Source organism: Streptomyces sp. NPDC032091 (genome assembly GCF_055580265.1).
Genome location: NZ_JBVILR010000001.1, coordinates 451741 through 476670, shown reverse-complemented (window position 1 = coordinate 476670; position 24930 = coordinate 451741). Strand labels below are relative to the sequence as shown.

The following is a 24930-nucleotide window of genomic DNA, read 5'->3' as shown; positions in this document are numbered from 1 at the left end:
CGGTCAGCTGAAGATGATCATGGAGCCTTGGCCCAGGCTCCGGGTGGCCGCCGCGTGCAGGCCCAGCCAGACGTGCCGCTCCCGCGCGAAGGGGCTCGCGTCGTACGGGATCGGGCCCGCGGGCTCCTCCAGCGCCGTCGGGCCGCCCGGCGGGGCCGGGGCGGCGGGAGGATTCATCGGGTCTATCCCGATCGCGGGGGCGACGAGGGCCAGCTCCCGCAACAGCCCCTGCGCCGACCCCAGCGGCCCGCCCCCGGCCAGCAGCTCCTCATTGGCCAGCGGCGCCGGGAAGTCCACCGGAACGTACGCCCCGGCGTGGTCGTAGTGCCACACCAGGTGCGACTGCTGGGCCGTGGCCTCGAACATCTCCAGCAGCTGCTCGTAGTCCCCGCCCAGTTCGTCCACCGGCGTCACCGGCAGCCCGCAGATCTGGAGCAGGTACGCCCGGCGCAGGAAGTGCAGGGCGTCGTAGTCGAAACCGGCCACCGGGGCCACGTCGCCGCTCAGGCCCGGCATGTAGGCGAACACGGGCACCGACGGCAGACCCGCGTCGCCCAGCGCCTTGTCGTACGCGGCGATCTCCTCCGCGAAGGGGTTGTCGGGGCTGTGGCACAGCACGTCGACAAGGGGGACCAGCCACAGGTCACAGGCCATGCGGGCTCCGATCAGTCGTTGCCGCCGATCCGGCCAGCGTAGTGCGCCGGACACGCTCCGCGAAGGGGTGCGCAGAACCCGGTGCGACGGCCTGACGGCGGGCGCGGCCCTCAGAGGGTCGCGGCCCAGTCCAGCCCGTGCTGGTTGTAGGCGCGCACGATCCGGCGCACCGCCTCGGCGTCGGCCAGCGTCACGGCGTCGACCAGCTCGCCGTGCCCGTCCCAGAGCGCGGTCCCCAGCTCCGGGACCCCCTGGAGATGGGGCACGGAGAACACCCAGCACTGCACGCGGATCCGGTGCAGGAACTCGGTGATGTAGGTGTTGCCGACCAGCCCGCTGAGCTCCCGCCAGAACCGCAGGTCGTAGCCGATCAGCACTTCGAGCGAACCGCTGCGCGTGGCCCGCCGCGCCTCCTCCGCGCGGCGGCGCACCGACACCAGCCGCTCGGCGGAGCCCGGCGCGGTCCCGCATTCGACGAGCCGGCGGAAGATCCCGTCGATGATCAGCATCCGGGCCTCGATCATGCCCCGGTAGTCGTCGACCGTGTAGACGCGCACCCGGAAGCCCCGGTGCTGGACCGACTCCAGCAGGCCCTGCGCGGAGAGGTCGACCAGCGCCTCGCGCACGGGGGTCGCGGAGACCTCGTACTGCTCGGCGATCTGCTTGACGGTGAACTCGGTGCCCGGGGGCAGCCTGCCCGCGAGCACCTCGTCACGCAGCGCGTCCGCGATCTGCTGTCGCAGGGTGTTGCGGGTGACACCTCCGCCGCTGCCTGACATAGGGGTCCGTCTCCTCCGTAGAACTTCGGACACCTTAGGCCAGGCAGCGCGGCCGAAACCGATCGGTTCACCTCCGCTATGCGGAGGGAACAGCCGATATGCGGACGATCAGGCCCCCGTGGTGTGCCGGTCGGCCACCGTCAGGGCCTCGTCGAGGAGGGCCAGACCCTCCTTGGCCTCGGCCTCCGTGACGTTGCACGGCGGGACGACGTGCGTCCGGTTCATGTTGACGAACGGCCACAGACCGGACGCCTTGCAGGCCGCCGCGAACTCGGCCATCGGCGCGTTGTCGGCGCCCGCCGCGTTGTACGGGACGAGCGGCTCGCGCGTCTCCCTGTCCCGTACGAGCTCCACCGCCCAGAAGGTGCCGAGGCCGCGGACCTCGCCGACCGACGGGTGCCGCTCGGCGATCTCGGCGAGCCCGGGGCCGATGACCTCGGCGCCGATGCGGGCCGCGTTCTCGACGATGCCCTCCTCCGCCATCACGTTGATCGTGGCGACGGCGGCGGCGCAGGCCAGGGGGTGACCGGAGTAGGTCAGTCCGCCCGGGTAGGGGCGGGTGGCGAAGGTCTCGGCGATGGCGCCGGAGATCGCGACGCCGCCGAGCGGCACGTAACCGCTGTTCACGCCCTTGGCGAAGGTGATCAGGTCCGGGGTGACGTCCCAGTGGTCGGCGGCGAACCACGTGCCGGTGCGGCCGAAGCCGGACATGACCTCGTCGAGGATGAAGACGATGCCGTAGCGGTCGCAGAGCTCGCGCACCCCGGCCAGGTAGCCGGGCGGCGGGGTCATGATCCCGGCGGTGCCGGGCACCGACTCCAGGATGACCGCGGCGACGGACTGCGGCCCCTCGAAGGCGATCGTGTCGGCGAGGTGGGCGAGGGCCCGCTCGCACTCCTCCTGCTCGGTGGTCGCGTGGAAGGGAGAGCGGTAGAGGAACGGGCCCCAGAAGTGGACGACGCCGGCGGAGGCGGTGTCCGAGGGCCAGCGCCTCGGGTCGCCGGTCAGGTTGATCGCGGCGGCGGTGGCGCCGTGGTACGAGCGGTAGGCGGAGAGCACCTTCTGGCGGCCGGTGTGCAGCCGGGCCATGCGGACGGCGTTCTCCACGGCCTCGGCGCCGCCGTTGGTGAAGAAGATCTTGTCGAGGTCGCCGGGGGTGCGCTCGGCGATGAGGCGTGCGGCCTCGGAGCGGACGTCGACGGCGAAACCGGGCGCCAGGGTGCAGAGCCGGGCGGCCTGCTCCTGGATCGCCGCGACCACCTTGGGGTGCTGGTGGCCGATGTTGGTGTTGACCAGCTGGGAGGAGAAGTCGAGGAAGCGGTTCCCGTCGTAGTCCCAGAAGTACGAGCCCTCGGCCCCGGCGACGGCCAGCGGGTCGATCAGGGCCTGGGCGGACCACGAGTGGAAGACGTGCGCGCGGTCGGCGGCCTTGACGGACGCGCCGGTGACATGAGGGGTCATGCCGTCACGCTAGAAGTGCGCAGGTGGGAAGGGATATCGGCGGACTGTATGGGGGTGGGGGGCGACCCTCGGCAGTCTGTCTGCCCCGGTTGCCCCGCGCACGGTCCCCCGGCCGTCCCGCGGACGGACCTCCCCCCGGGCCCCGCCCCGGCTACGCTCGCCCCGTCCGGCAACCCAGGGGGAAGGGACCTACCCGGCAATGGAGCAGCTGCACCCGTCCGACCCGCACCACATCGGCCCGTACCGACTGCTGTCCCGGCTCGGCGCCGGCGGGATGGGGCAGGTCTACCTGGCCCGCTCCGACCGCGGCCGCACCGTCGCGGTCAAACTCGTCCATCCCGGCCTCGCCGCCCGCGAGGACTTCCGCTCCCGGTTCCGCCACGAGGTCGCCGCCGCCCGGCGCGTCGGCGGTGCCTGGACCGCGCCCGTCCTCGACGCCGACACCGAGGCCCCCGTCCCCTGGTTCGCCACGGGGTACGTCGCCGGGCCGAGCCTGCGCCAGGTCGTGGCCCACGACTTCGGCCCCCTCCCCGCCCGCACGGTACGGATCCTCGCCGCCGGACTCGCGTACGCCCTCCGCGACATCCACCGCGCCGGGCTCATCCACCGCGACCTGAAGCCCTCCAACGTCCTGCTCACCATCGACGGCCCCCGCGTCATCGACTTCGGCATCGCCCGCCCGCTGGAGGACGCCGCCGGCGGGATGACCCGCACCGGGGAACTCGTCGGCTCGCCCGGCTTCATGGCCCCGGAGCAGGTGCGCGGCGAAACGGTCACCCCGGCCTGCGACGTGTTCTGCCTCGGCGCCGTCCTGGCCTACGCGGCCACGGGACGGCTGCCCTTCGGTGACGCGGAGCAGCCCGGCGGGACGGCGGGGCTGCTGCTGCGCATCGTCGAAGCGGAACCCGCGCTGGACGGCGTCCCGGCCGAGTTGCGGGAGCTCGTCGCGCGGTGCCTGAGCAAGGACCCCGCCGAACGGCCGGACACGGAGGCCGTCCTGGCGCGGGTCGGCGCGGACGCGACGGTGGCGGACGGGCGGGCCCTGGAACCGTGGCTCCCGGCGTCGCTCGTGGCCCAGCTCGGGCGGCACGCCGTCCAGCTCCTCGACCGCGAGGACACCGGCCCGGGCCCCGCGCCTGTGCCGGCTCCGGTCCCCTCGCCGCCGGCCTCCTTCCTTCCGCAGCCGGCCCCGCTCCCCGCCACGCTGGCGGGGCCGCTCCACCCCTACGGAGGGCCGCAGGGGTACCAGGTGCCGCCGCAGGGCCCGGTGCCGCCGCAGGGCCCGGTGCCGCCGCAGGGGCACCACCCGTGGCCGCAGGACGCCGCCCGCCCTCCCCTTCTCCCGCACCGGTCCGCTCCCGCGCCGCGCGCGTCCGGCGCGTCCACGGCCTTCCTGGTCTCGGTCGCGCTGGTCGTGGCGCTCGGCGCCGGCGGCACCGTGTACGCGGTCATGAACTCCGGCCGCACGCCCCAGCCCCCGGGCCGGTCCCAGCCCCCGTCCAGCCCGGCTCCCGCGACCGGCTCCGCGTCCGGTACCGGCCCGGACGGGCGGGGAAACGGAACCCCGGCGAGGCAGCCGGGCGTGCTCCCCGCCGGCTACGCCGGCAGCTGGCGCGCCACCTCCGGCTCCTCCAGCTGGCACCTCGTCCTCACCCCGGGCGCGGTGGGCGACCCGGTGATGACCCTGAACGTCGACGCCCCCGGCTACTCCTGCTCCTGGCGGGCCACCCTGCGCAGCGCCCCCGACCCGGTGGAACTCGACGGCTCCACCGTCGTCTCCGGCCCCCCGCCCACCTGCACCCCCGGCGGGTGGAGCCGGCTGCGCCTGCTGCCCGACGGCAGCCTGCGCCGCGAACTGGACGGGTCGGCCAGCGCCCCCCTCACGTACGACCGGGACTAGACGGCGTACGGGGGCCCGGACGACGTACGGGGGACTCGACGGGCGGACGGGGCGGGCTGGGCGGGCGGACGGGGCGGGCTGGACCGGGCCCCGCGCCCCGCTGGAGGGCCGGAGCGCGCCGGCCCCCGGCGGCGGACCGGGTGGCACACTGGCCGCGTGTTCACTCACCTCGCGGCGGCGACCGGGGTCCTGGCGCTGCTGACCCTCGTGCCCGGGCCGGACATGGCCGTCGTGACCCGGCGGGCCGTCTCGCGCGGGCGGGCCGACGGGCTGTACACCGTCGGCGGGATCGCCTCCGGGCTGCTGCTGTGGGGCGTCCTCACCGTGGCCGGGCTGGCGGCGCTGCTCGCCGCCTCGGCGCAGGTGTACCTGGCGGTCAAGCTGGCGGGCGCGGCGTACCTGTGCTTCCTCGGCGTGCGGTCGCTGCGCCGGGCGGGGGCGGGGGCCGCCCTGGAGGGGGACGCGCTCCGGGACCCGCCCGGGGACGCGGAGTCCCGCCGGGGTGGCCGGGGCGGTGCGTGGCGGACCGGGCTGGTCGGCAACGCCCTCAACCCGAAGATCGCCGTGTTCTACACGGGCCTGCTCCCCACCCTCGCGCCGCCGGGCCTGAGCCCGGCGGCGGGTATGGCGCTGCTGGTCCTGGTCCACGTCCTGCTGACCGTGGTCTGGCTGGGCGCGTACGTCTACGTGCTCTCGCGCGCCCGGCGCTTCTTCGCCCGGCCGCGCGTCCGCCGGGCGATGGACCGGGTGACGGGGGCGGTGCTGATCGGGTTCGGGGTGCGGGTGGCGACGTCGGCGTCGTAACCGGGCCGGGCGGGCTGGACGGAGGGTGCGCGCTAGCCGACGAGCCGGTCCAGTTCCTCCGTGATGGCGGCGCGGATCGCGTCGTGGCGGGGCGCCAGGGCGTGGCGGTCGCCGCGCCAGTACTCCTCGTCCCTGTAGAGCCACACCGGCATGCGGACGAGGTCCTCGGGCTCCCAGTCGTAACGGGGCCAGACGTGGGCGTGGAGGTAGGGGTCGGTGTTGCCCAGGATCTCGATGTTCACGCGGCGGAAGGCCGGGTCGAGGCGGGCGCAGGCCCGCTCGACGGCCTCCGCGAACCGCTCCAAATCGGTGAGGTAGGCGGCCCGGCGGGCCGGTGGGAGGTCGGAGAGGCGGGTCACGGCGGGGTCGTCGGTGAGCAGGACGGAGTAGCCGGGAAGGAACTGCCGGTCCCCGATCGCGGCGAATCCGGCGTCGAGGCGGCGTAGGACGGTGGGGTTGCGCCCCTGGTGGGCGCTGCCGATGCGGTCGTGCCGCCAGTCGTCGTCGATCATCGCCGGACCCTAACCGGCGCCCCGTCAAGGCGGCGTAATCGCGGGCGCGTTGGCTCTCAGGTAGGGGATGTCATACCTGAGAGCTACCTCCGAAGGCGGCTCCGCAGCGGGACGCCGACCAGGGGGGCTGATCCCTAACTTCGATACCGGAGCGGGCGAGTGCCCGATCGGGGAGCGAAGCACGGGGGGACACGGCCATGACCAGCGGGCTCAGCGCGAACGATGGCAGCGGCACGGGCGACGCCGACGGCGGCAGGGCCCGCCGCAGCGGCGGGAGCAGGGGCCGCGGGGCCCGGATCCGGCGCACGCTGCTGGCCGGCCTCGTCGCGGCGGCCGTGGTGGTGCCCGTGTCCGCCGCCGCGTCCCCCCAGGTCCCGGCGCCCGCGCCGGTGGCGTTCGCCGGGTCCGCGGGCCCCCAGGAGCGCTACGCCGCCAACCTCGCCAACCTGGCCGAGTCGGCCCGGATGGCCGAGGAGGCGGGCCGGACCGGGCGGGCGGCGAAGCTGCGGGAGATGGCGTCGACGGGGGCGCGGGACGCGCACTTCCTCACCTTCGACGGGCGCGGCAAGGGCCGGGCCGTCGAGGTGTTCGGCGACCTGGGCACCGCCGACCGGGTCGCGGTGCTGGTACCGGGCTCCGACACGACCCTCGACACCTACCGCCGCTTCCGCGACGGCGCGCTCAGCCTCCACCAGCGGCTGAGCGAGCAGCACCCGCGGTCCGCGGTGGTCGCCTGGCTCGGGTACGACACCCCGGGCACCGTCAGCACCACCGTACTGACCGCCGACCGCGCCGATGAGGCCGCCGCCGAACTGGGCCCGTTCCTGTCCCGGTTGCAGGGGCTCACCGCCGCCGACGCCCGGATATCGCTGCTCTGCCACTCGTACGGCTCGGTGGTCTGCGCCCGTACGGCCACCGGCCCCGGGGTGACGGACATGGCCCTGTTCGGCAGCCCGGGCACGGGGGCCGGGTCGGCCGCCGCGCTGCCGACCCGGGCCCAGGTCTGGGCCGGGCGGGGCGGCGACGACTGGATCGGGAACATTCCCCATGTCCGCCTCGGCGGCGTCGGGTTCGGCACCGACCCCGTGGACCCCGCCTTCGGCGCCCGGATCTTCGCCGCGGGCACCGGCGGGCACAGCGACTACCTGAAGCCCGGCACCACGTCCCTCGACAGCCTGGCCCGCATCGTCATCGGCCCGGCGGAGCCCTCCGGCTCCTCCCCCGCCCCCTCTTCCCCCGCGGCCGGCTCCCCCGCCTCCGCCACCGTCCCCGCCCCTTCCGTCACCGGCCAGGAGGTCCCCCATGCTTGAGGTACACCGCCGCTGGGCCACGCTCGCGGACCGCGTCGACCGGGCGACCCCGGCGGGGCGGGACCGGGCCGTGGACGCCCTGCGGGCCTTCGCGATCCTCGGAGTGGTGCTCGGGCACTGGCTCGTCACGGCCCTGACGGCCCGTGACGGCGGCCTGCACGGCACCAGCCCGCTGGAGCACATGCCCTGGCTGGCGCCGCTGTCCTGGGTGCTCCAGACCCTGTCCGTGTTCTTCCTCGTCGGCGGCCATGTCGCGGCCCAGGGCTACGCCTCGGCGCGGGCCCGCGGGGTCTCGTACGGGGCGTGGGTCGGGCAGCGGCTGGGCCGGCTGTTCCGTCCCGTGGCCGCGGTGGTCGCCCTGTGGGCGGTCGTGGCGGCCTGCCTGATGCTGGGCGGCGTCGAGTGGGAGACCGTGCGGACGCTGCTGAAGCTGGTGTGGTCACCGCTGTGGTTCCTGCTGGTGTTCGCGGCGCTCACCGCCGCGACCCCGCTGGTGGCCCGGCTCAACCCGGTGTGGCCGCTGGCCGTGGTGGCGGCGGTCGACGCGTGGCGGTTCGGCCTCGGCGGGCCCGAGTGGATCGGCTGGGTCAACGTGGCCGCCGGCTGGCTCGTCCCGTACACCCTGGGGGCCGCCTGGTCCCGGGGCGCCTTCACCCGGCGGCGTCCGGCCCTGTTCCTGCTGGCCGGTGGAGCGGCCGCCGCCACCGCGCTGGTCCTCTGGTGCGGGTACCCCGCGTCCATGGTGGGGGTGCCGAACCAGGCGATATCGAACCTGAACCCGCCGACGCTGGCCGCCGTCGCGTTCGGTCTGGCCCAGTGCGGGCTGGCGCTGCTGGTGCGCGAGCCGCTGGCGCGGGCGATGAGCCGGCCGCGGACCTGGGCGAAGGTGGCGCTGCTGAACCTGTCGGCGATGACCGTGTTCCTCTGGCACCAGACCTCGATGATGGCGGTCACGGCCGTCGGGCTGATGATCTCCCCCGATCTGCCCGGTCTGCACACCGTGCCCACCTCGGTGGGCTGGATCGCCGCCCGGCTGCTGTGGCTGCCGGTGTTCGCGGCGGTCCTGGCCGTCTGCTGGGCCGCGTTCCGGGTCCACGAGCAGCCCCGGGCCCGCGCCGCCGGACGGACCGCCGGGCGCATCGCCGCCGGGTCGGCCGTGTCCGCGGAGCCCGCCCGGGTGCCCGGAAATCGCCGTCCGGCGCCCTCGCCCGCGGTATCCCGTGCCTAGGCTGGGCGGCGTGAGCGAGCAGATTGCGCCCCCGGCCCCCGTTCCGCCCTCCGAGCCGGACGGCTCCGCCCTGCGCGGAGTGGTCCGGCAGCTGTTCACCCTCAGGCCGGACCCGCTGCCGCCCATGAAGCGGCCCCGCTGGCTGGCCCGGCTCCCGCACGGCCTGGTCGGCTACGCGGCGGTGCTCTTCGGGTTCCTGACGTCGGTTCAGCTCCAGGACCACTACGGGGTGAACGACGCGCGCATCGTCATCCTGTCCCTGCTCACCGGCTTCTCCATCGTGGTCGCCATGTTCCGGCCACTCGCCGCCTGGTGGCTCGGGCTGGTGACGGCCGGGTTCATCGCCGCGACGATCCACGGTGACGTCGGGCCGGGCCAGACCTGGCCCTGGACCCCGGTCGGGCCCTTCGCCTTCGCGCCGCTGATCCTGCTCGTGGCCCTGCGCGTGCCGCCGAAGGTGACGGCCGCGGTCATCGGCATCTCCATCGCCTGCACCGGCGTGGCCGAGGCGCTCTTCAAGCCCGAGCACAGCCAGAGCAGCGCCATCGGAGCGCTCCTGGTCTTCGGCTTCGCGGGGCTCCTCGGGTACGCGCTGCGGGCGACCCGGCTGGCCCGCAGCCAGCTCGTCGCCCAGGAGACCCTGACGGAGGAGGAGCGGGCCCGGCGGACCCTGCTGGAGGAGCGCAGCCGCATCGCCCGCGAGCTGCACGACGTGGTCGCCCACCACATGTCGGTGATCTCCATCCAGGCGCAGGTCGCCCCGTACCTGGTGGAGAACCCGTCCGAGGAGCTGAAGGAGAACCTGTCGGGCATCCGGGAGAACGCGCTGGAGGCGCTGACGGAGCTGCGCCGGGTGCTGGGCGTGCTGCGGTCCGAGCACCCCGGCGATCCCGCGAACCCGCACCACCCCCAGCCCACCCTCGCCGAACTGGACGGCCTCGTCGACAACGTGCGCGGTGCCGGGCTGGAGGTCACCACCGAGGTGGCCGGCGTACGGCGGCCGCTGACCCCGGGCGTCGAGCTGACCGCGTACCGGATCGTCCAGGAGGCGCTGAGCAACTGCCTGCGGTACGCGCCCGGTTCCCGGGTGGAGGTCGGGATCGCGTACGGGCCGCACGAGCTGTACCTGTGCGTCGCGAACTCGACGCCGACCCGGCCGGCCCCGCCCTCGCCGGGCGCGGGACACGGCCTGCTCGGGATGCGCGAGCGGGCGGGCATGCTGGGGGGCGAACTGGCCGCGGGCCCGCGGCCCGACGGCGGGTACGAGGTGCGCGCCGTGCTGCCCATGGACCCGCCCGGCCGGTCCTCCTAGACGAAGAAGGACGCATGAGCACTCCGATCAGGGTGATGATCGCCGATGACCAGATGATGGTCCGGCAGGGCTTCACCGTCCTGCTGAACGCCCAGCCCGACATCGAGGTGGTCGGGCAGGCCGTCGACGGGGCGGACGCCGTGGCGAAGGCCGGCGAACTCGGCCCGGACGTCGTGCTGATGGACATCCGCATGCCGGGGATGGGCGGCATCGAGGCCACCTCGGTCATCACGGGCGTCCCCGACAGCACCGTGAAGGTGCTCGTGCTGACCACCTTCGACCTGGACGAGTACGTGTACGAGGCGCTGCGGGCCGGCGCCTCCGGCTTCCTGCTGAAGGACGCCTCGGCCGATCAGCTGGCCGAGGCGGTGCGGGTGGTGGCCGCCGGCGAGGCCTTGCTGTCGCCGAACATCACGAAGCGGCTGATCACCGAGTTCTCGCGGCTGGGCGCCCCGCGCGCGCCGTCCAGGGCGCGGATCCAGGACCTGACCGAGCGGGAGACGGAGGTGCTGTCGCTGATCGCCCAGGGGCTGTCCAACGCGGAGATCGCGGAGCACCTGGTGCTGGCCGAGCAGACGGTGAAGACGCATGTGGGCCGGATCCTGGTGAAGCTGGGCCTGCGGGACCGGACGCAGGCGGCGGTCTTCGCGTACGAGACGGGTCTGATCCGTCCGACGGGCTACTGACGGGCCCGCGTAGTACCTGAGGGGGACCCCGGGAAATCCCCTTCGGTGGCGACGCGGACGAGCCCCGCACCGGCCTACCGTTCGTATATGACCGAGACGACCACCGGGGCGACCCCCCGGCCTCCCGAACTGCGGCTGGCTTCGGGCTTGATCCAGAGCCTGCGTGACGACCTGCTCACCGACGCCTTCGCCTACCGGCCGCTCGCCCCGATGCGGACGGACGGGCGGCTGCCCCGGCTGCTGCCGCGGAGGATACGGCCGAAGGCGGCGTTCCTGCCGCACGCGGCGGTGGGGGCGGTGGCGTTCTTCGTGTTCCTGCTGGGGAACACCGACAACTTCGGGATGTCGCCGGTGCACGCCCTGGTGATCGGGCTGGTGGCCGCGGCACCGGTGCTGATGACCCTGGTGCGGCCCGTGGGGGCGTTCTGGGCGGCGCTGGCCGCCACGGCGCTGCTCGCCGTCCTCCAGGACCGGATCATGGTCTGGCCGTGGTCGCCGGCCACCTTCGTCGGCCATCTCGCCGTCATGACCATCGTGGCGATGCGGACCCGGCCCCGGGTAGCCGGATGGATGTGGGTCGTCACGGTGCTGGTGGGGACGGCCCTGCCCGTCCTCGTCGGGTCGACGGGCTCGGTGCAGCCGGCGCCGATGGCGGTCGTCTCGGCGATGGCACTGCTGGCCGTGACGGTCCGCAACACCCGGCGGGAGGCGAAGGAGGAGGTCTCCGCGCAGCAGGAGGTGACGGCCGTCGAGCGGGAGCGGCGGACCCTGCTGGAGGAGCGGACGACCATCGCGCGCGAGCTGCACGACGTGGTCGCCCACCACATGTCGGTGGTGGCGATCCAGGCGGAGGCGGCCCCGTACCGGGTGAAGAACCCGCCGCCGGAGCTGGAGGCGGCGTTCGCCACCATCCGGGAGAACGCGGTGGCGGCGCTGACGGAGCTGCGCCGGGTGCTGGGCGTGGTCCGGTCCGCGGACTACGAGGCCCCCGAGGCGCCGCAGCCGACCCTGGCCTCCCTGGACGGGCTGCTGGCCAATGTGCGGGAGGCCGGGCTGCACGTGGAGAAGACGGTCACGGGTACGGTGCGGGAACTGCCCCAGGGCGTGGAGCTGTCGGCGTACCGGATCGTGCAGGAGGCACTGAGCAACAGCCTGCGGCACGCTCCGGGGGCGGCGGCCGGGGTGGAGATCTCGTACGTGCTGGGCGGTCTGGGGATACGCGTGGTCAACGGTCCGGCCGTCGGGGACGTGCGGCCCTCACCGGGAGCCGGGCACGGGATCACGGGGATGCGGGAGCGGGTCGCCATGCTGGAGGGGGAGATGACGGCCGGGGAGAGCGCCGGCGGCGGGTACGAGGTGGCCGTGTTCCTGCCGGTGCGCAACCGGCCGCGGCCCGAGGAGGCTCCCGTATGACGATCAGGGTGCTGATCGTCGACGACCAGATGATGGTGCGCGAGGGCTTCTCGGTCCTGCTGAACGCGATGGAGGGCATCGAGGTCGTCGGCGAGGCGGTGGACGGCCGGCAGGCCATCGCGCAGGTGGCGGCGCTGCGGCCGGACGTGGTGCTGATGGACATCCGGATGCCGGAGATGAACGGGCTGGAGGCGACGCGGCACATCGTGGCGGCCGACTCGGAGGCGAAGGTGCTGGTCCTGACGACCTTCGACCTCGACGAGTACGTGTACCAGGCGCTGCGGGCGGGGGCGTCGGGGTTCCTGCTGAAGGACGCGTCGGCGCGGCAGCTGGCGGACGGGGTGCGGGTGGTGGCGGCCGGGGAGGCGCTGCTGGCGCCTTCGGTGACGAAGCGGCTGATCGTGGAGTTCTCGAAGCTCTCGGAGGTCTCCCGGGTCGCGGATCCTTCCGGGGTGGGGGAGTTGACGGAGCGGGAGACGGAGGTGCTGGTGCTGATCGCCCAGGGTCTGGCCAACGCCGAGATAGCCGACCGGCTGCTGGTCGCGGAGTCCACGATCAAGACGCACGTGAGCCGCATCCTGGTGAAGCTGGGGCTGCGGGACCGGACGCAGGCGGCGGTGTACGCCTACGAGACACGGCTGGTGACACCGGCTTAGGCTGCGGAGATGGCTTTTGATCCGTGGGATGCCGGCTTCGTCGCCGATCCGTACCCGGCCTACCGGGAGTTGCGGGAGCGGGGGCGGGCCGAGTGGTCGCAGGCGACCGGTCAGTGGCTGGTGTCGCACTACGCCGATGTGAGCGCGCTGCTGCGGGACCGGCGGCTGGGGCGGACCTACCTGCACCGGTTCAGCCACGAGGAGTTCGGGCGCGAGGCGCCGCCGCCGGAGCACGAGCCCTTCCACGTGCTCAACGGCAACGGCCTGCTGGATCTGGAGGACCCGGCGCACGGGCGGGTGCGGCGGCTGGTGTCGAAGGCGTTCACCCCGCGCACGGTCGAGGGGCTGGCGCCCGCCGTGGAGCGGCTGGCGCGGGAGCTGGTGGCGGAGCTGCTGGCCGACGGGGGCGGGGACCTGCTCACGGCCGTCGCCGAGCCGCTGCCGGTGGCGGTGATCGCGGAGCTGCTGGGGATCCCGGAGGCGGACCGGGGGCTGCTGCGGCCCTGGTCGTCGGACATCTGCGGGATGTTCGAGCTCCGGCCGGACGCGGAGACGGCGCGCCGGGCGGTGACGGCGAGCGTGGAGTTCAGCGCCTATCTGCGGGAGCTGATCGCCGAGCGGCGCCGGAGTCCCGGCACGGATCTGATCTCCGCTCTGATCGCCGCCCATGACGAGGGGGGCCGGCTCAGCGAGCAGGAGATGATCTCCACCTGTGTCCTCCTGCTGAACGCCGGACACGAGGCGACGGTCAACACCACCGTCAACGGCTGGTGGGCCCTCTTCCGCAATCCCGGGCAGCTCGCCGGGCTGCGCGCGCTCCCCGGATCCCCCGGTCCGGAAAAGTTGTCCACAGCTGTGGATGAACTCATGCGCTACGACACACCCCTCCAGATGTTCGAGCGCTGGGTGCTCGACGACATCGAGGTCGGGGACACGCTCATCCCGCGCGGCGCCGAGATCGCCCTGCTCTTCGGCTCCGCGAACCGGGACCCCGCCCGCTTCGGGGACCCGGACGCGCTCGACCTCGGCCGGGCCGACAACCCGCACCTGACCTTCGGCGCCGGCATCCACTACTGCCTGGGCGCCCCCCTGGCCCGCCTGGAGCTGACCTCCTCCTTCGCCGCCCTGCTGGACGAGAAGGTCCCGCCGATGCGGCTCGTACGCGAGCCCCGCTGGCAGGACGGCTACGTCATCCGGGGGCTGCGGGAACTGCTCGTCGAGTTCTGAGCGGGCTCACGGACGCGGCAGGGTCAGGGACCAGGCCGCGGCGTGACGGGTCCAGGTGCGGCGGCGGGACGGGGCGCCGGGCGGCGCGTGGTCGGCGCGGTAGCGGAACCCGGGCCCCGGCCCCGCCGCGGAGACGGTGACCGCCTCCCCGCTGCCCGTCAGCGGGGCCCCGCCCCGCAGCCGGACCACGACCCGCGCCGGCCCGCCGTCCTCCCGCGTCCGCACCGCCACGTCCTCCACCGGGCGGTCCTCGTCCACCAGCACCACCCCGTCGACCTCCACCCGCAGCCGCTGCACCGGCCCGCCGCCCCCGCCCGGCGCCCCCGACGGAGCCGGCAGCAGGGTCCGCAGCAGCGACCGGTACCCGCCGCCGCGCCGCACGGCCGGAGCGGCCGGAGCGGCGATCCGCAGCCCGCCCAGCACCACCCCGCCGCAGTCGTCCACCAGCAGGTCCCGCGGCCGCGTCACCCCGTCCAGCGCGGCCCGCGCCGCGAACACCACCGACAGCGGCACCCCGAGCGAACGCGCCAGCGCCAGCGACCCCACCGGCCCCACCGGTACGAGGGAGACATCGGCGTCCCCCTCCCCGTGCAGCAGCGCCACGGCGCGCACCAGAGCGCTGTCGTCCCCCACCACCACCGGCCGCCGATGACCCCGGCGGGCGAGCGCCCGCGCAAATTCCTCCCGCGAATCCGGGAGGCAGATTTTCGCCGCCGCCCCCGCTGACAGCACATCCTTCGCGATTCGCACGGACTCGCCGTCAAGACGGCGGGCGACCGGGTCGACGAGCACGAGCAGACCGCCTACCGGCGCGCCCGCATGGCTCATGGTGGGCTCTGGAGCCGACACCTCGGTCCTTCCTCGGGTAGCATCTTTGTGCAAGAGGCCCTTGCGCTATTGCGCCAGGGCCTTCGTCTATTCCGGGGTACCGGTCCGACGGCTCAGCCTGCGGTGTACATCGTCGTACGCCCCCTGACCTTGGACATGCCCCATCCGGAAGAGGTGTACGCCTGTGCCCGCTCTTGTGCTGCTCGGAGCTCAGTGGGGTGACGAGGGCAAGGGAAAGGCCACCGACCTGCTCGGTGGTTCCGTTGACTATGTGGTGCGCTACCAGGGTGGCAACAACGCCGGCCACACGGTCGTCGTAGGCGACCAGAAGTACGCGCTGCACCTCCTCCCCTCCGGCATCCTCTCCCCCGGATGCACGCCGGTCATCGGCAACGGTGTCGTCGTCGACCCGGCCGTCCTGCTCTCCGAGCTGCGCGGTCTGAACGAGCGCGGCATCGACACCTCCAAGCTGCTCATCAGCGGCAACGCGCACCTCATCACGCCGTACAACGTCACCCTCGACAAGGTCGGCGAGCGCTTCCTCGGCAAGCGCAAGATCGGTACGACCGGCCGCGGCATCGGCCCGACCTACGCGGACAAGATCAACCGCGTCGGCATCCGCGTCCAGGACCTGTACGACGAGTCGATCCTCAGCCAGAAGGTCGAGGCGGCGCTGGAGAACAAGAACCAGCTGCTCGCCAAGCTCTACAACCGCCGCGCCATCGAGGTCGACGCGATCGTCGAGGAGATGCTCCAGTACGCGGAGCAGATCAAGCCGTACGTCGCCGACACCACCCTGATCCTCAACAACGCGCTGGACGAGGACAAGGTCGTGCTCTTCGAGGGCGGCCAGGGCACCCTGCTCGACGTCGACCACGGCACGTACCCCTTCGTCACCTCCTCGAACCCGACCGCCGGCGGCGCCTGCACCGGCACCGGCGTGGGCCCGACGAAGATCAGCCGCGTCATCGGCATCCTCAAGGCCTACACCACGCGCGTCGGCGCCGGTCCGTTCCCGACCGAGCTCTTCGACGAGGACGGCGAGGCGCTGCGCCGCATCGGCGGCGAGCGCGGCGTGACCACCGGCCGCGACCGCCGCTGCGGCTGGTTCGACGCCCCGATCGCCCGCTACGCGACCCGCGTGAACGGCCTGACGGACTTCTTCCTCACCAAGCTCGACGTGCTCACCGGCTGGGAGGAGATCCCGGTCTGCGTCGCGTACGAGATCGACGGCAAGCGCGTCGAGGAGCTGCCCTACTCGCAGACCGACTTCCACCACGCGAAGCCGATCTACGAAACCCTGCCGGGCTGGTCCGAGGACATCACCAAGGCCAAGACCTTCGCCGATCTGCCGAAGAACGCGCAGAACTACGTGAAGGCGCTGGAGGAGATGTCGGGCGCCCCGATCTCCGCGATCGGCGTCGGCCCGGGCCGTACCGAGACGATCGAGATCAACTCGTTCCTGTAGGCCGCCCACCGGAGGGGCGGGCCGCGCACACCGTGCGCGCCCGCCCCTCCGGCGTTCACGCCCCCGCCGCTCGCACCACCCCGCGCCCGCCCCCGCCCCGCGGGCTCCGGTAGGTCCGCAGGGTGACGCCGTGCCGGGTGCGCAGGCGCAGGATCTCGAAGACCGCCACCGCAGTGGTCGCCGCCGCACCGCCCACCGGGAGCAGCACCGACACGGTGTCCGACGGCGGGTGGCCGATCTGGAAGAACGCCCCCTGGATCACCAGCTCCCAGGCCAGTACGACGGTCAGCAGCGCCGGCAGGGCCTGGTGGACCTCCACCGTGCGGAACATGTGCCGGGATATCGCGGGGACCGCGAACCATATGAACCCGATCCCCCGCCCGGCCAGGACGATCCCCACCAGCATGACCGCGTACGTCCACACCGAATGCCAGCTCATCGAGGCGGGGGCCAGGACCAGACAGGCGGCCCCGGCGACGAGCAGCAGCACGTGCCCGAACAGCGCCGCCAACGCCACCAGTGGCCCCCGCAGCCGCGACACCATCGGCCGCCGGTGCCCGGGCCGCGCGGCGGCGATCAGCGCCCCGACCACGAACGGCACGCTGACCAGCAGCAGCACCGGCGTGAGCAGCAGCTTCAGCAGCCCGTCGAGCGCCCACCCGGCGGCGTAGTCACCCTGGGCCATCGCCGTCGGCGCCCTGATCAGCAGGGCCACGCCGAGCCCGCCCCAGAAGCGCACCCCCTGGAGGATCCGGACGTACCGGTCGTTCAGGACCGCCTCCGGCGGCGGCTCCATGAACCGCTCCACGAGTAATCGGTCCTTGTGCTTCCCCTCGTCCCCCACCGTCATGCGGCGAATGGTGCCAGCGGCGCCCGGCGGAGGACAGGATTCCTGCCGGCTCGCCAGGGGACGGTCAGGCGGTCGGCCGCGGCTCGGAGGGGGTCTGCCCGTCGGGGCGTACGTCGCCGAAGACCGCGTTCACGAGCAGCTGCTGCGCCTGCCCGAACAGCGCGCCCGTCTGCGGCATATCCAGCCGGGCGTCGCCGCAGGTCAGCGAGGCGACGAAGGTCGTGGCGCCGTCCGGGGAGGAGAACATCAGCGCCCCCCAGCCCCACATGCCGCCGTTGTGGGTGTAGACCGTGGCGCCGGCCTCCGTCCGCTGCACGAACAGGCCGAGGCCGTAGCCGAGCTTGGGGTGCGGGGTGCGCATCTCGTCCAGCAGCGGACCGGGCAGGATCCGGCCGCCCATCAGGGCGGAGAAGAAGGTGTGGAGGTCGCGGGTGGTGGAGATCATGTCGCCGGCGGCGGAGATCCAGGAGGGGTTCGCACGGGTGACGTCTCGCGTCTCCCACACTCCGTCGCGCTGGTAGGCGTAGTACGCGTGCGCGTGGGGCTCGGGGATCTCCGGCGAGGCGCCGGGCACCAGGGTGCCCGTCAGGCCGAGCGGGGTGAGGATCCGGCCGGCCATCTCCTCGGCGAACGGGCGGCCGGTGGCCTTCTCGACGAGCAGGCGCAGCAGGACGTAGTTGGTGTTGGAGTAGCTCCAGTCCGTCCCCGGCTCGAAGCGCGCCGGCTTGGACAGGGCCAGCCGGACCAGCTCCTCGGGCCGGTAGGTGCGGAGGATGTTGTCCACCCACGCCGGGCCCTCCCAGTCGATACCGGGCGCGACCGTGCCGTCCTCGTAGTACTCGCCGGTGAAGTTGAACAGGCCGCTCGTGTGCTGGAGCACCATCCGCAGGGTGATCCGGGGGTCCAGGTCGTATTCGGGGAGGTGGGCGGCGACCGGGCCGTCGAGCTCGAAGCGGCCGTCGGCGACCAGGAGGAGGACGAGGGTCGCGGTGAAGACCTTGGTGTTGCTGCCGATCCGGAAGTGACCGTCGGTCGGCGGCTCGGCGCCGCCGCCGAGTTCGGCGACACCGGCGCTGCCGACCCATTCGCCCCGCGCGTCGTTCACGCGCAGCTGCACCCCGGCCCAGCCGGAACCGGCGATCTCCTGGACGGCATGGTGAAGCTCGGGGCGGTTCTGCTCGGGGCGGTTCTGCTCGGGGCGGTTCTGCTCGGGGCTGTTCTGCTCGGTGGGGCTCTGCTCGGTGGGGCTCTGCTCGGACATGGTGGGGTGCTCCTCGGTTAAGTGGGGTGAGTACGTCATGCGGGGCGCCGCGGTCAGTTGCCGCGGGCGGTGATGTCGCCGTGGGCGGTGGTGGCGTGGAGGTGCAGGGCCGCGGCCGCGCCGTCGGGGTTGGCGAGGGCGTTGTGGACGCGGCCGTGGGAGGTGCCGGCGTCGAGGGTGGCTGAGGTCCCGGGGGCGGCGCCGACGGTGATGTCGCCGTGCTGCGTGGTGAGGGTGACCGTGCCCCGGACGGCCTCGGCGATGGTGATGGCGCCCTTCTGGGTGCTGATCTCCGCGGGGCCGTCCAGCCGGCCGAGGGAGATGTCGCCGGCCTGGACGGTCAGCCGGGCGGAGGCCGTCCCGTCGAGCTCGACCCGGGCCTGCGCGCCGTCGACGACCACGTTCCCGAGCCGGCCGACGCCCCGGACCTCGCCGGCGGCCACCTTCGCCTCGACGTGCGAGCCGGAGGGGAGGTGGACCGTGACTTCAACGGAACCCGAGTTGCCCATGATCTTGTTCTTGGCCGGGGCGGCCGCGATCCGCAGGACCCCGTCGAGGAACTCGACCCGGGTCTCCTCGGCGGCCTTCACGTCGCGGCCCTTCGCGGCGTCCGACGGGCGGACCTCGGCCGTGACGTCGGCCCGGTCGGCGGCGACGAGCCGGATCCGTCCGGCCGGGACGTCGATGACGGCCGAGACGGCGGCGGTGGCGGTGGCGGTGGGGGTGGCGGGGAAGCGCGGCATGGTGGTCTCCCGTGTTCGATCGGGGGTTGCCCGTCGGTGTTTCTGACAGGAGAAACGCTAAGTTGCGTTCAGGAGACTGGCAACGGCTTCGTTGCATCGGATGGCTGTTTTCGCTGGTCATTGCGTTTAAATCGTTGCATCGAATTTGAATCTAACGCAACGAATCCCCTGCGGACGTTGCAATGGAATGGGCGTGAACGCTATGCTGGGCCGCCCCGGACCACCAAGGAGGCGGCACATGCCCGGAGGCAGACTCACCCAGTCCGAACGCCAGCAGATCGCGCTGGGGCTGGCCGACGGACTCGCGTACGCCGAGATCGCCCGACGGCTCGACCGCCCGACCTCGACCGTCACCCGCGAGGTCATGCGCAACGGCGGCCCCGGCTCCTACCGGGCCGACCTGGCCCACCGCGCCACCGAGCACCGCGCCCACCGCCGCAAGCAGGCCGCGCCCCGCGGGGCGGAGGCTCCGCCGCTGGCCCACGGCCGCGACGCGGAGACGGTGGCCGCGTACGAGGAGACGTTCACGACGGTCCTGATCGCGTCGGGCACGCCCAAGATGATGGCCCGGGTCATGACCTGCCTCTACACCAGCGACTCCGGCAGCCTCACGGCGGCGGAACTCGTCCAGCGGCTCCAGGTCAGCCCGGCGTCGATCTCCAAGGCCATCGCCTTCCTGGAGTCCCAGGGCCTCGTCCGCCGGGAACGCGACGAACGCCGCCGCGAGCGGTACGTCGCCGACAACGACGTCTGGTACCAGTCGATGATCGCCAGCGCCCAGGGCACCGCCCACCTCGCCGAAACAGCACGTCAGGGCGTGCACGTCTTCGGCGCCCAGACCCCCGCCGGTGCCCGCCTGGAGAACATCGCGCGGTTCGTCGACTTCGTCTCCGAGAGCATCACCCGCGCGGCGGAACAGGCCCGCGAGATCCTCCACACGAAGCCGGAGCCGAGCGCGGGGGCGGAGGCGGAGGCGGAGGCGGAGGCCGAGGCGGAGGCCGAGGCGGAGGAGGCCGAGCGGGATGGCGAAGTCTGAAGAAATCTTCCGGGGGCTGTCACATCGGCGGGCGCCGTCGGGTCAGTGAGGTGAAGGCCGGCGCGCGGCGCGCCGGCCACCGCCCCGGGAGGAAGCAGCCATGACGCACACCCCGACCGACTCGAACACCCCGACCGCCCCGATCTCCCGCATGCCGAACCCCGGCGAGTTCGTGCCCGAGCTGGCCGACATCAGCTCGGCCCTCTTCCGCGCCACCGGCAACCGGTCGGTGCCGCGCAGCACGATGAGCCTTGTCCACCTGCGTGCGGGGCAGATCGTGGGCAACACCTACCTGACGGTCCTGAACACGGGCTTCCTCCGGAAGGCCGGGGTGTCCGAGGAGCAGATCACGTCGGTCGCCTCGTGGCAGGACTCCCCGTACTTCAGCCCGGCCGAACGCGCCGCCCTCGCCCTGGTCGAGGCCACCTTCCAGCCGGCCGCACCGGGCAAGGAGCGCGTCCCGGACGAGCTCTACGCGCAGGCGGCGGAGCACTACGACGACAAGGCGATGGCCACCCTGACCATCGCGATCGGCCAGATCGGCTTCTTCATCGCCCTGGCCGTCATCGGCAAGCCCCAGCCGGTGGAGTCGCTGGGCGCCCGGCAGTGGGAGTGAGCCGGGACCGGGGGTGGGCGGGGTCCCCTTGAGCGGTCTCAGAGAAGGGTTGGGGCTTTCCCGTCAGTCTCATCGTCCTTCCGTGGCGGGCCGGCCTGTCAAGGGCGCTCCTTCGTCGCGTCGCTGCGCGATGGCCTTCGGCCACCCTTGACAGACCGTCCCGCCACGGAAAAACGAAGACTGCCGGGAAACCCCCAAAGAAACGGGACGGATGTACATGAGACATCCGGCCGTGTCAGGGAGCAGTCGGGGTGGTCGGGGGCCGGCAGACATCCATCCGGCCCCCGTCAGCCGCAATCGGGGCCGCCCTACGCGTCAGATCGCTACGCGCTCCTCCCGGCTTAGCGTCCGCTGGCCGTCTGGGCTCGCTGCCCGCACCCAAGGACGACAGGATCGTCATCCGGGGCCGGGGGGCGCCCAAAATCGCTACGCGCTCCTCATTCCTCGGCGTCCGGCGGCCGTCTGGGGTCGCTGCCCGCACCCAAGGACGATGAAATCGTCAGGCGGGGTGGTCTGGCCAGGCGTGGCGTTCTGAGAGGTGGAGGACGAGGGCTGCGATGTTCCAGGCGTCGTCCTCGCCCCGGTGGTGACGGCCTTCGAGCGGCAGCCCGGCTGTCTTCAGGGCCTGGGCCATGCCCGGGCGTTTGCGCAGGCCGTATGCCTGGGTGAAGACGGCCTTGGCATTGGTGTGACGGCGACCGAACGGATAGGGCGTCCGTGCGGCCTGGCACTGGCGTGTGAACTGGTGACGGTCGTAGTCGCCCCAACTGACCCACGGCCGGGCGCCCGCGTCGTGCTCGGCCGCCAGGAGCCGGCACGCCTCGGCGAAAGTGACCCCCTGGTCGACCTCCTGTGGGGTGAGGCCGGTCAGCTCCGTGCAGAACTCGCTGACCGTGGACCGGTCGGGCCTCACCAGGATCCGGTGCCGGGCGAGCCGCTCACCGGCGGCCAGATCGATGACGGTCAACCCGACCTCGATGATCTCGCTGACCTGGCCGGGTGGCGGAGAGCCCGTCCAGCACGTCGCTTCGACGTCCACGACGTTGACGAGGCCGTCGGCCCAGGTGCTGTCCATGGCAGGAAGCGTAAGGAGGGGCAACGGCTGGAGCACCTCGTTTTCAGGCGGGCCAAAGGCCGGGCCGCTGGGCATCCCGGCCCGAGACGGCAGTCCGACGCCGGAGTTCGAGGAGCGCGTAGCGATCTGTCGCGCCCACCGACCCCGGATGACGGATCCGTCGTCCTTTGGCGAATGCAGCGAGCCCGGACGGGCGGCGGACGCCGAGACGGGAGGAGCGCGTAGCGATCTGGGGCGGGATGGCCGCGCCACTGGTCCGGGGCGGCTGGGAAGTGGGCTCGGATGCCCGGTCCGCCGGCCCCCGACCTCCCGAATGGTCTGCTGATCCCGCCGATTGTCCGACTATGGACCGGACCGTTCCTCTGGGGGCTTCCCGACAGTCCTTGTCTTTTCGGTTCGGGACGGTCTGTCAAGGGTGGCCGAAGGCCATCGCGCAGCGACGCGACGAAGGAGCGCCCTTGACAGGCCGGCCCGAACCGGAAGGACAGTGGGACTGACGGGAAGCCCCCAGCCCGTCCCTGAGACCGTCCGAGGGGGTCACGCCCCTTGTGACACCGCCCAGTCGGCGAAGTCGGCCCAGGCCGTGGGAGCCAGGGTGAGGGTGGGGCCGAGGTTCTTGGAGTCCCGGACGTGGACGGCGTGGGGGCACCCCGCCACCTCTACGCAGTCACCGCCGTTGGGGCTGCTGTAGCTCGACTTCCGCCAGTCGTAGGCCACTTCGACGCACTGGCCACCGGCGTCGCTGCTGTAGCTGGACCTGAACCATCGCAGATGGTTGCTCACTGCCGATCACCCGCCAACCGCTCGATGAGGCCCAGCGACTCACGCGGGCCCAAGGCCTGTGCGCGGATCTTCGCATACCGTTGCGAGTACATGCTCACCATTCCCGGGTCGCTGATCATCACACTCTCGTCCTGCGCCTCCATGTAGGCGAGGTGTTCGTGGTCTGCAGTTTCGAGGATGGTCAGCCCTCCCCGCGCTCCCGCATGCTCTCCTGTGAACCCGCAGTTCAAAGGCAGGACTTGCACGGTCACGTTGCGCCGCTTGGCGAGCTCGGCAAGGTGTCGGAGCTGGTCCCGCATGATGTCGGGACCGCCGACGCCGCGCAGCAGAGCGGACTCGTCCAGGATGAGTTCGATCAACGCGATCGGTTCGCGGTCGAAGAGCGCAGTTCGCTCCATGCGGGCTTCGACCAGTTCCTCGACCCGACGGTCCGGCAGCACTGGATAGCCGCCGGCGATCAAGGCTTGCGCGTACGCCTTGGTCTGGAACAGGCCGTTGATCACGAGCGTCTCGAACATGCACAAGGTGCGGACACGGCGCTCCAGGGCGATGAAGTCCTGGAACTGGACCGGATACTTGTCCAGACGTACAGTCCACGCGCCATCTCGAAGACGCCGAGACCCCAGCCGACCTCCCGTTCGAGTTCGACGAGCATGTCGTCACTCGCGGGCTGGGCACACGTTTCCATCGCGCTGATGGCCGCGCCCGAGTACCCGATTTTCCTCCCCAGCTCCGACTGGGTGTAACCCGCCTTCTCCCTCAGAACACGGGCCAGATGGGCCACCAGGCGGGTCGCGCCGCCCGCCGTCTGCTTGTTGGCTGCCTTCGCCATGGAGCACACCCCACTCAACCGGACTCAACCACGTTCAACCAGCACCGGCCGGATCGCTACCGTTACGAGCCCTCGACTCAGCGTTATGGAAAACGCTACGGCTGAGCCATCACCCTGGGGCCATGAACACCGAAAGCGACACCCCCACCTGGCTCCCGCACGCCGGCATCGCCTTCCGCAAAGCCGGCGTGCAGTTTGACGCCCTGCGTGTGGACGGTGACATGGGACGGGATCTCGCCGATCTGCTCGTCACGCTCACGGGCGGTGACCCCGGTCCCATCGTCGTGCAGGCCAACGGACGCCGTCCCGTCTACTTCCTGATCCCGGTCGGCAGTGCCCAGTACCGCATGTGGCCCCCCGGGTTCCGGCGGCTCACGGCCGGGCCGCGCCGGACGACGTACATCCCCGTCCCCGCCCTCGACGGGGCCTGGCCCCTGACCTGGCGGTGTCCGCCCAAGGCCGAGGACCGGTTCGTGCACGCGCTCCTGCTGCACCGCGCGGCCGGGCTCTACCAGGCCAGCTGCGAGATCTCCTCCGCCACCACCGCGCAGGCGTCCGCCGCCGGGTCGATCAGCGGGAAGTGACCGACCCCCTCGACCAGGGTCAGTCCGACCATCTCCCCCGCCTTCGCCGCCGCGGCCGCGTACGACTCCGCCACCGCAGGCGGGACCACGATGTCCTCGCGGCCCTGGACCACCGTCGTGGCGATGCCCGTCGGGAGGAGGGAAGCGGGGTCCGCCGAGGGGCGGCGGGCCTCCCAGTGGGCCGGGCCGCCCAGGAGCTGGGCGCAGGCCCCGCCGCACACGCCGAGCCGCTCCGCGACCTCGAAGTCCGCGATGGGGGCCAGTGCCACCACGCCGCGCAGGTCCGGCGGGGAAGGCAGCCGCCAGGGGGAGCCGGGGGGCAGGACGTGCCGGGCGGCGGCCCACAGGGCGAGGTGGCCGCCCGCGGAGTGGCCGGTGACGACCGTCCTGCGGGGGTCGGCCGCCGGGAGGGCGGAGGCGAGGAGGCCCGGCAGGGCGTCCATGGCGGCGGCGACGTCGTCGAAGGTCTCCGGCCAGCGGCCCGCGACCGGGCCCCCGGAGCCCTGGTGGGGCAGGGAGCTGCCGCGCCGGTACTCGACGTTGGCCACGGCGAAGCCGCGCCGGGCGAGGAAGTCCGCGAACGGGGTGACGTGCAGGCGGTCGTACGGGGCGCGCCAGGCGCCTCCGTGCAGGACGACGACGAGCGGGGCCGGGCCGGAGGAGTCCCCGCGCGGGGCGTAGAAGTCGATGACCTGGTCGGGGTGTTCCCCGTACGCCGCGCTCGCGTCCGGTGCGACCGGGGGGTGTGCGAAGGCCGCGTCGGCCTCGGCGGCGTCCCGTTCGACTGCGGGGTCCGTCATCGGCTCGACCTCTCGGTAACGCGTGTGACAGCAACGCGTGTGACAGCGGGGACAGGTGTTCCGGTGTTTCCGGCAGAGCGGGACCGTATCAGGCTGTCGCGTGCCCCTCGCC

24 protein-coding genes and 1 pseudogene are annotated in these 24930 nt (G+C 72.9%); 13 read left to right on the top strand and 12 right to left on the bottom strand.

The genetic code is table 11. From position 1 onward, the window contains the following. Positions 1 to 3: 3 nt before the first annotated feature. The 3 genes from ACZ5NJ_RS02225 to ACZ5NJ_RS02215 form a co-directional block, all read right to left on the bottom strand. A complete protein-coding gene (locus tag ACZ5NJ_RS02225; RefSeq protein WP_468761738.1) occupies positions 4 to 654 on the bottom strand; it encodes a hypothetical protein in 651 nt (216 codons plus the stop codon). A 110-nt stretch (positions 655 to 764) separates the two neighbouring features. After that, complete coding sequence (locus ACZ5NJ_RS02220) at positions 765 to 1433, bottom strand: GntR family transcriptional regulator (protein ID WP_468761736.1); 669 nt, start codon at positions 1431 to 1433, stop codon at positions 765 to 767. Positions 1434 to 1541: 108 nt separating this feature from the next. Then, positions 1542 to 2894 (bottom strand): aminotransferase class III-fold pyridoxal phosphate-dependent enzyme, encoded by a 1353-nt coding sequence (locus tag ACZ5NJ_RS02215; RefSeq protein ID WP_468761734.1) that lies wholly within the window; start codon positions 2892 to 2894, stop codon positions 1542 to 1544. Positions 2895 to 3093: 199 nt separating this feature from the next. Here ACZ5NJ_RS02215 and ACZ5NJ_RS02210 point away from each other — a divergent pair, with 199 nt between their 5' ends. Continuing rightward, on the top strand, positions 3094 to 4794 hold the full coding sequence (locus ACZ5NJ_RS02210; protein WP_468761732.1) for a serine/threonine-protein kinase: 1701 nt from the start codon (positions 3094 to 3096) through the stop codon (positions 4792 to 4794). 156 nt (positions 4795 to 4950) lie between these two features. Beyond that, positions 4951 to 5598: a LysE family translocator gene (locus ACZ5NJ_RS02205; RefSeq protein ID WP_468761730.1), complete on the top strand. Its 648-nt coding sequence runs from the start codon at positions 4951 to 4953 to the stop codon at positions 5596 to 5598. A 32-nt stretch (positions 5599 to 5630) separates the two neighbouring features. On the opposite strand, the gene ACZ5NJ_RS02200 is transcribed toward ACZ5NJ_RS02205, so the two are convergent. Then, complete coding sequence (locus ACZ5NJ_RS02200) at positions 5631 to 6107, bottom strand: HIT family protein (protein WP_468762007.1); 477 nt, start codon at positions 6105 to 6107, stop codon at positions 5631 to 5633. Between the two features lie 200 nt (positions 6108 to 6307). On the opposite strand from ACZ5NJ_RS02200, the gene ACZ5NJ_RS02195 reads away from it, so the two are divergent. The 7 genes from ACZ5NJ_RS02195 to ACZ5NJ_RS02165 all read left to right on the top strand — a co-directional run bounded on the left by ACZ5NJ_RS02195 (position 6308) and on the right by ACZ5NJ_RS02165 (position 13942). After that, the gene (locus ACZ5NJ_RS02195; RefSeq protein ID WP_468761728.1) at positions 6308 to 7420 is read left to right on the top strand and encodes an alpha/beta hydrolase; all 1113 of its coding nucleotides are present in this window, start codon (positions 6308 to 6310) and stop codon (positions 7418 to 7420) included. Next, complete coding sequence (locus tag ACZ5NJ_RS02190) at positions 7413 to 8648, top strand: acyltransferase family protein (RefSeq protein ID WP_468761726.1); 1236 nt, start codon at positions 7413 to 7415, stop codon at positions 8646 to 8648. The genes ACZ5NJ_RS02195 and ACZ5NJ_RS02190 overlap by 8 nt, the downstream gene beginning before the upstream one ends. Before the next feature lie 10 nt (positions 8649 to 8658). After that, positions 8659 to 9960, top strand: a complete 1302-nt coding sequence (locus ACZ5NJ_RS02185) for a histidine kinase (protein ID WP_468761724.1) — start codon at positions 8659 to 8661, stop codon at positions 9958 to 9960. A gap of 14 nt (positions 9961 to 9974) precedes the next feature. Next, entirely contained in the window at positions 9975 to 10646 is a 672-nt protein-coding gene (locus ACZ5NJ_RS02180; RefSeq protein ID WP_468761722.1) for a response regulator, read from the top strand. An 87-nt stretch (positions 10647 to 10733) separates the two neighbouring features. Beyond that, positions 10734 to 12059, top strand: coding sequence for a sensor histidine kinase (locus ACZ5NJ_RS02175; protein ID WP_468761720.1), 1326 nt, complete (start codon positions 10734 to 10736; stop codon positions 12057 to 12059). After that, the gene (locus ACZ5NJ_RS02170) at positions 12056 to 12715 is read left to right on the top strand and encodes a response regulator (RefSeq protein ID WP_468761718.1); all 660 of its coding nucleotides are present in this window, start codon (positions 12056 to 12058) and stop codon (positions 12713 to 12715) included. Before ACZ5NJ_RS02175 ends, ACZ5NJ_RS02170 begins: the two co-directional genes overlap by 4 nt. Positions 12716 to 12724: 9 nt before the next feature. Beyond that, positions 12725 to 13942, top strand: coding sequence for a cytochrome P450 (locus tag ACZ5NJ_RS02165; RefSeq protein ID WP_468761716.1), 1218 nt, complete (start codon positions 12725 to 12727; stop codon positions 13940 to 13942). A 6-nt stretch (positions 13943 to 13948) separates the two neighbouring features. Here ACZ5NJ_RS02165 and ACZ5NJ_RS02160 read toward each other — a convergent pair whose 3' ends face one another. After that, entirely contained in the window at positions 13949 to 14770 is an 822-nt protein-coding gene (locus ACZ5NJ_RS02160; RefSeq protein WP_468761714.1) for a diacylglycerol kinase family protein, read from the bottom strand. Between the two features lie 184 nt (positions 14771 to 14954). On the opposite strand from ACZ5NJ_RS02160, the gene ACZ5NJ_RS02155 reads away from it, so the two are divergent. Then, positions 14955 to 16238 (top strand): adenylosuccinate synthase, encoded by a 1284-nt coding sequence (locus ACZ5NJ_RS02155; protein WP_045945791.1) that lies wholly within the window; start codon positions 14955 to 14957, stop codon positions 16236 to 16238. A gap of 55 nt (positions 16239 to 16293) precedes the next feature. Here ACZ5NJ_RS02155 and ACZ5NJ_RS02150 read toward each other — a convergent pair whose 3' ends face one another. From ACZ5NJ_RS02150 to ACZ5NJ_RS02140, 3 genes are all read right to left on the bottom strand, one after another. Then, the gene (locus ACZ5NJ_RS02150; protein WP_468761712.1) at positions 16294 to 17088 is read right to left on the bottom strand and encodes a hypothetical protein; all 795 of its coding nucleotides are present in this window, start codon (positions 17086 to 17088) and stop codon (positions 16294 to 16296) included. A 64-nt stretch (positions 17089 to 17152) separates the two neighbouring features. Next, on the bottom strand, positions 17153 to 18349 hold the full coding sequence (locus ACZ5NJ_RS02145) for a serine hydrolase domain-containing protein (RefSeq protein ID WP_468761710.1): 1197 nt from the start codon (positions 18347 to 18349) through the stop codon (positions 17153 to 17155). Between the two features lie 53 nt (positions 18350 to 18402). Continuing rightward, positions 18403 to 19092, bottom strand: coding sequence for a DUF4097 family beta strand repeat-containing protein (locus ACZ5NJ_RS02140; protein ID WP_468761708.1), 690 nt, complete (start codon positions 19090 to 19092; stop codon positions 18403 to 18405). A 238-nt stretch (positions 19093 to 19330) separates the two neighbouring features. Between ACZ5NJ_RS02140 and ACZ5NJ_RS02135 the strand changes: the two genes are divergently transcribed. Both ACZ5NJ_RS02135 and ACZ5NJ_RS02130 read left to right on the top strand, forming a co-directional pair. Further along, positions 19331 to 20128: a GbsR/MarR family transcriptional regulator gene (locus tag ACZ5NJ_RS02135; RefSeq protein WP_468761706.1), complete on the top strand. Its 798-nt coding sequence runs from the start codon at positions 19331 to 19333 to the stop codon at positions 20126 to 20128. Between the two features lie 100 nt (positions 20129 to 20228). Continuing rightward, on the top strand, positions 20229 to 20744 hold the full coding sequence (locus ACZ5NJ_RS02130; protein WP_468761704.1) for a carboxymuconolactone decarboxylase family protein: 516 nt from the start codon (positions 20229 to 20231) through the stop codon (positions 20742 to 20744). A 499-nt stretch (positions 20745 to 21243) separates the two neighbouring features. On the opposite strand, the gene ACZ5NJ_RS02125 is transcribed toward ACZ5NJ_RS02130, so the two are convergent. The 3 genes and pseudogenes from ACZ5NJ_RS02125 to ACZ5NJ_RS02115 form a co-directional block, all read right to left on the bottom strand. Beyond that, positions 21244 to 21819 carry a 3'-5' exonuclease gene (locus tag ACZ5NJ_RS02125; protein WP_468761702.1) on the bottom strand — a complete coding sequence of 192 codons (576 nt, stop codon included), beginning with the start codon at positions 21817 to 21819 and terminating at the stop codon, positions 21244 to 21246. A gap of 537 nt (positions 21820 to 22356) precedes the next feature. Further along, entirely contained in the window at positions 22357 to 22602 is a 246-nt protein-coding gene (locus ACZ5NJ_RS02120; RefSeq protein ID WP_468761700.1) for a DUF397 domain-containing protein, read from the bottom strand. Beyond that, positions 22599 to 23434 (bottom strand): annotated as a pseudogene (locus tag ACZ5NJ_RS02115) (helix-turn-helix domain-containing protein). The gene ACZ5NJ_RS02120 and the pseudogene ACZ5NJ_RS02115 overlap by 4 nt, the downstream one beginning before the upstream one ends. A 122-nt stretch (positions 23435 to 23556) precedes the next feature. Between ACZ5NJ_RS02115 and ACZ5NJ_RS02110 the strand changes: the two are divergent. Beyond that, positions 23557 to 24018 (top strand): hypothetical protein, encoded by a 462-nt coding sequence (locus ACZ5NJ_RS02110; RefSeq protein WP_468761698.1) that lies wholly within the window; start codon positions 23557 to 23559, stop codon positions 24016 to 24018. Here the strand turns inward: ACZ5NJ_RS02110 and ACZ5NJ_RS02105 are convergent. Beyond that, positions 23943 to 24818: an alpha/beta hydrolase family protein gene (locus ACZ5NJ_RS02105; protein WP_468761696.1), complete on the bottom strand. Its 876-nt coding sequence runs from the start codon at positions 24816 to 24818 to the stop codon at positions 23943 to 23945. The two genes, ACZ5NJ_RS02110 and ACZ5NJ_RS02105, sit on opposite strands and share 76 nt — an antisense overlap. Between the last annotated feature and the right edge of the window lie 112 nt (positions 24819 to 24930).

Bases quoted from the DNA above. Each gene is read 5' to 3' on its own strand.
- ACZ5NJ_RS02225 (WP_468761738.1), bottom strand. From the start codon at position 654: ATGGCCTGTGACCTGTGGCTGGTCCCCCTTGTCGACGTGCTGTGCCAC.
- ACZ5NJ_RS02220 (WP_468761736.1), bottom strand. From the start codon at position 1,433: ATGTCAGGCAGCGGCGGAGGTGTCACCCGCAACACCCTGCGACAGCAG.
- ACZ5NJ_RS02215 (WP_468761734.1), bottom strand. From the start codon at position 2,894: ATGACCCCTCATGTCACCGGCGCGTCCGTCAAGGCCGCCGACCGCGCG.
- ACZ5NJ_RS02210 (WP_468761732.1), top strand. From the start codon at position 3,094: ATGGAGCAGCTGCACCCGTCCGACCCGCACCACATCGGCCCGTACCGA.
- ACZ5NJ_RS02195 (WP_468761728.1), top strand. From the start codon at position 6,308: ATGACCAGCGGGCTCAGCGCGAACGATGGCAGCGGCACGGGCGACGCC.
- ACZ5NJ_RS02190 (WP_468761726.1), top strand. From the start codon at position 7,413: ATGCTTGAGGTACACCGCCGCTGGGCCACGCTCGCGGACCGCGTCGAC.
- ACZ5NJ_RS02180 (WP_468761722.1), top strand. From the start codon at position 9,975: ATGAGCACTCCGATCAGGGTGATGATCGCCGATGACCAGATGATGGTC.
- ACZ5NJ_RS02175 (WP_468761720.1), top strand. From the start codon at position 10,734: ATGACCGAGACGACCACCGGGGCGACCCCCCGGCCTCCCGAACTGCGG.
- ACZ5NJ_RS02170 (WP_468761718.1), top strand. From the start codon at position 12,056: ATGACGATCAGGGTGCTGATCGTCGACGACCAGATGATGGTGCGCGAG.
- ACZ5NJ_RS02165 (WP_468761716.1), top strand. From the start codon at position 12,725: ATGGCTTTTGATCCGTGGGATGCCGGCTTCGTCGCCGATCCGTACCCG.
- ACZ5NJ_RS02160 (WP_468761714.1), bottom strand. From the start codon at position 14,770: ATGAGCCATGCGGGCGCGCCGGTAGGCGGTCTGCTCGTGCTCGTCGAC.
- ACZ5NJ_RS02150 (WP_468761712.1), bottom strand. From the start codon at position 17,088: ATGACGGTGGGGGACGAGGGGAAGCACAAGGACCGATTACTCGTGGAG.
- ACZ5NJ_RS02145 (WP_468761710.1), bottom strand. From the start codon at position 18,349: ATGTCCGAGCAGAGCCCCACCGAGCAGAGCCCCACCGAGCAGAACAGC.
- ACZ5NJ_RS02140 (WP_468761708.1), bottom strand. From the start codon at position 19,092: ATGCCGCGCTTCCCCGCCACCCCCACCGCCACCGCCACCGCCGCCGTC.
- ACZ5NJ_RS02135 (WP_468761706.1), top strand. From the start codon at position 19,331: ATGCCCGGAGGCAGACTCACCCAGTCCGAACGCCAGCAGATCGCGCTG.
- ACZ5NJ_RS02130 (WP_468761704.1), top strand. From the start codon at position 20,229: ATGACGCACACCCCGACCGACTCGAACACCCCGACCGCCCCGATCTCC.
- ACZ5NJ_RS02125 (WP_468761702.1), bottom strand. From the start codon at position 21,819: ATGGACAGCACCTGGGCCGACGGCCTCGTCAACGTCGTGGACGTCGAA.
- ACZ5NJ_RS02110 (WP_468761698.1), top strand. From the start codon at position 23,557: ATGAACACCGAAAGCGACACCCCCACCTGGCTCCCGCACGCCGGCATC.
- ACZ5NJ_RS02105 (WP_468761696.1), bottom strand. From the start codon at position 24,818: ATGACGGACCCCGCAGTCGAACGGGACGCCGCCGAGGCCGACGCGGCC.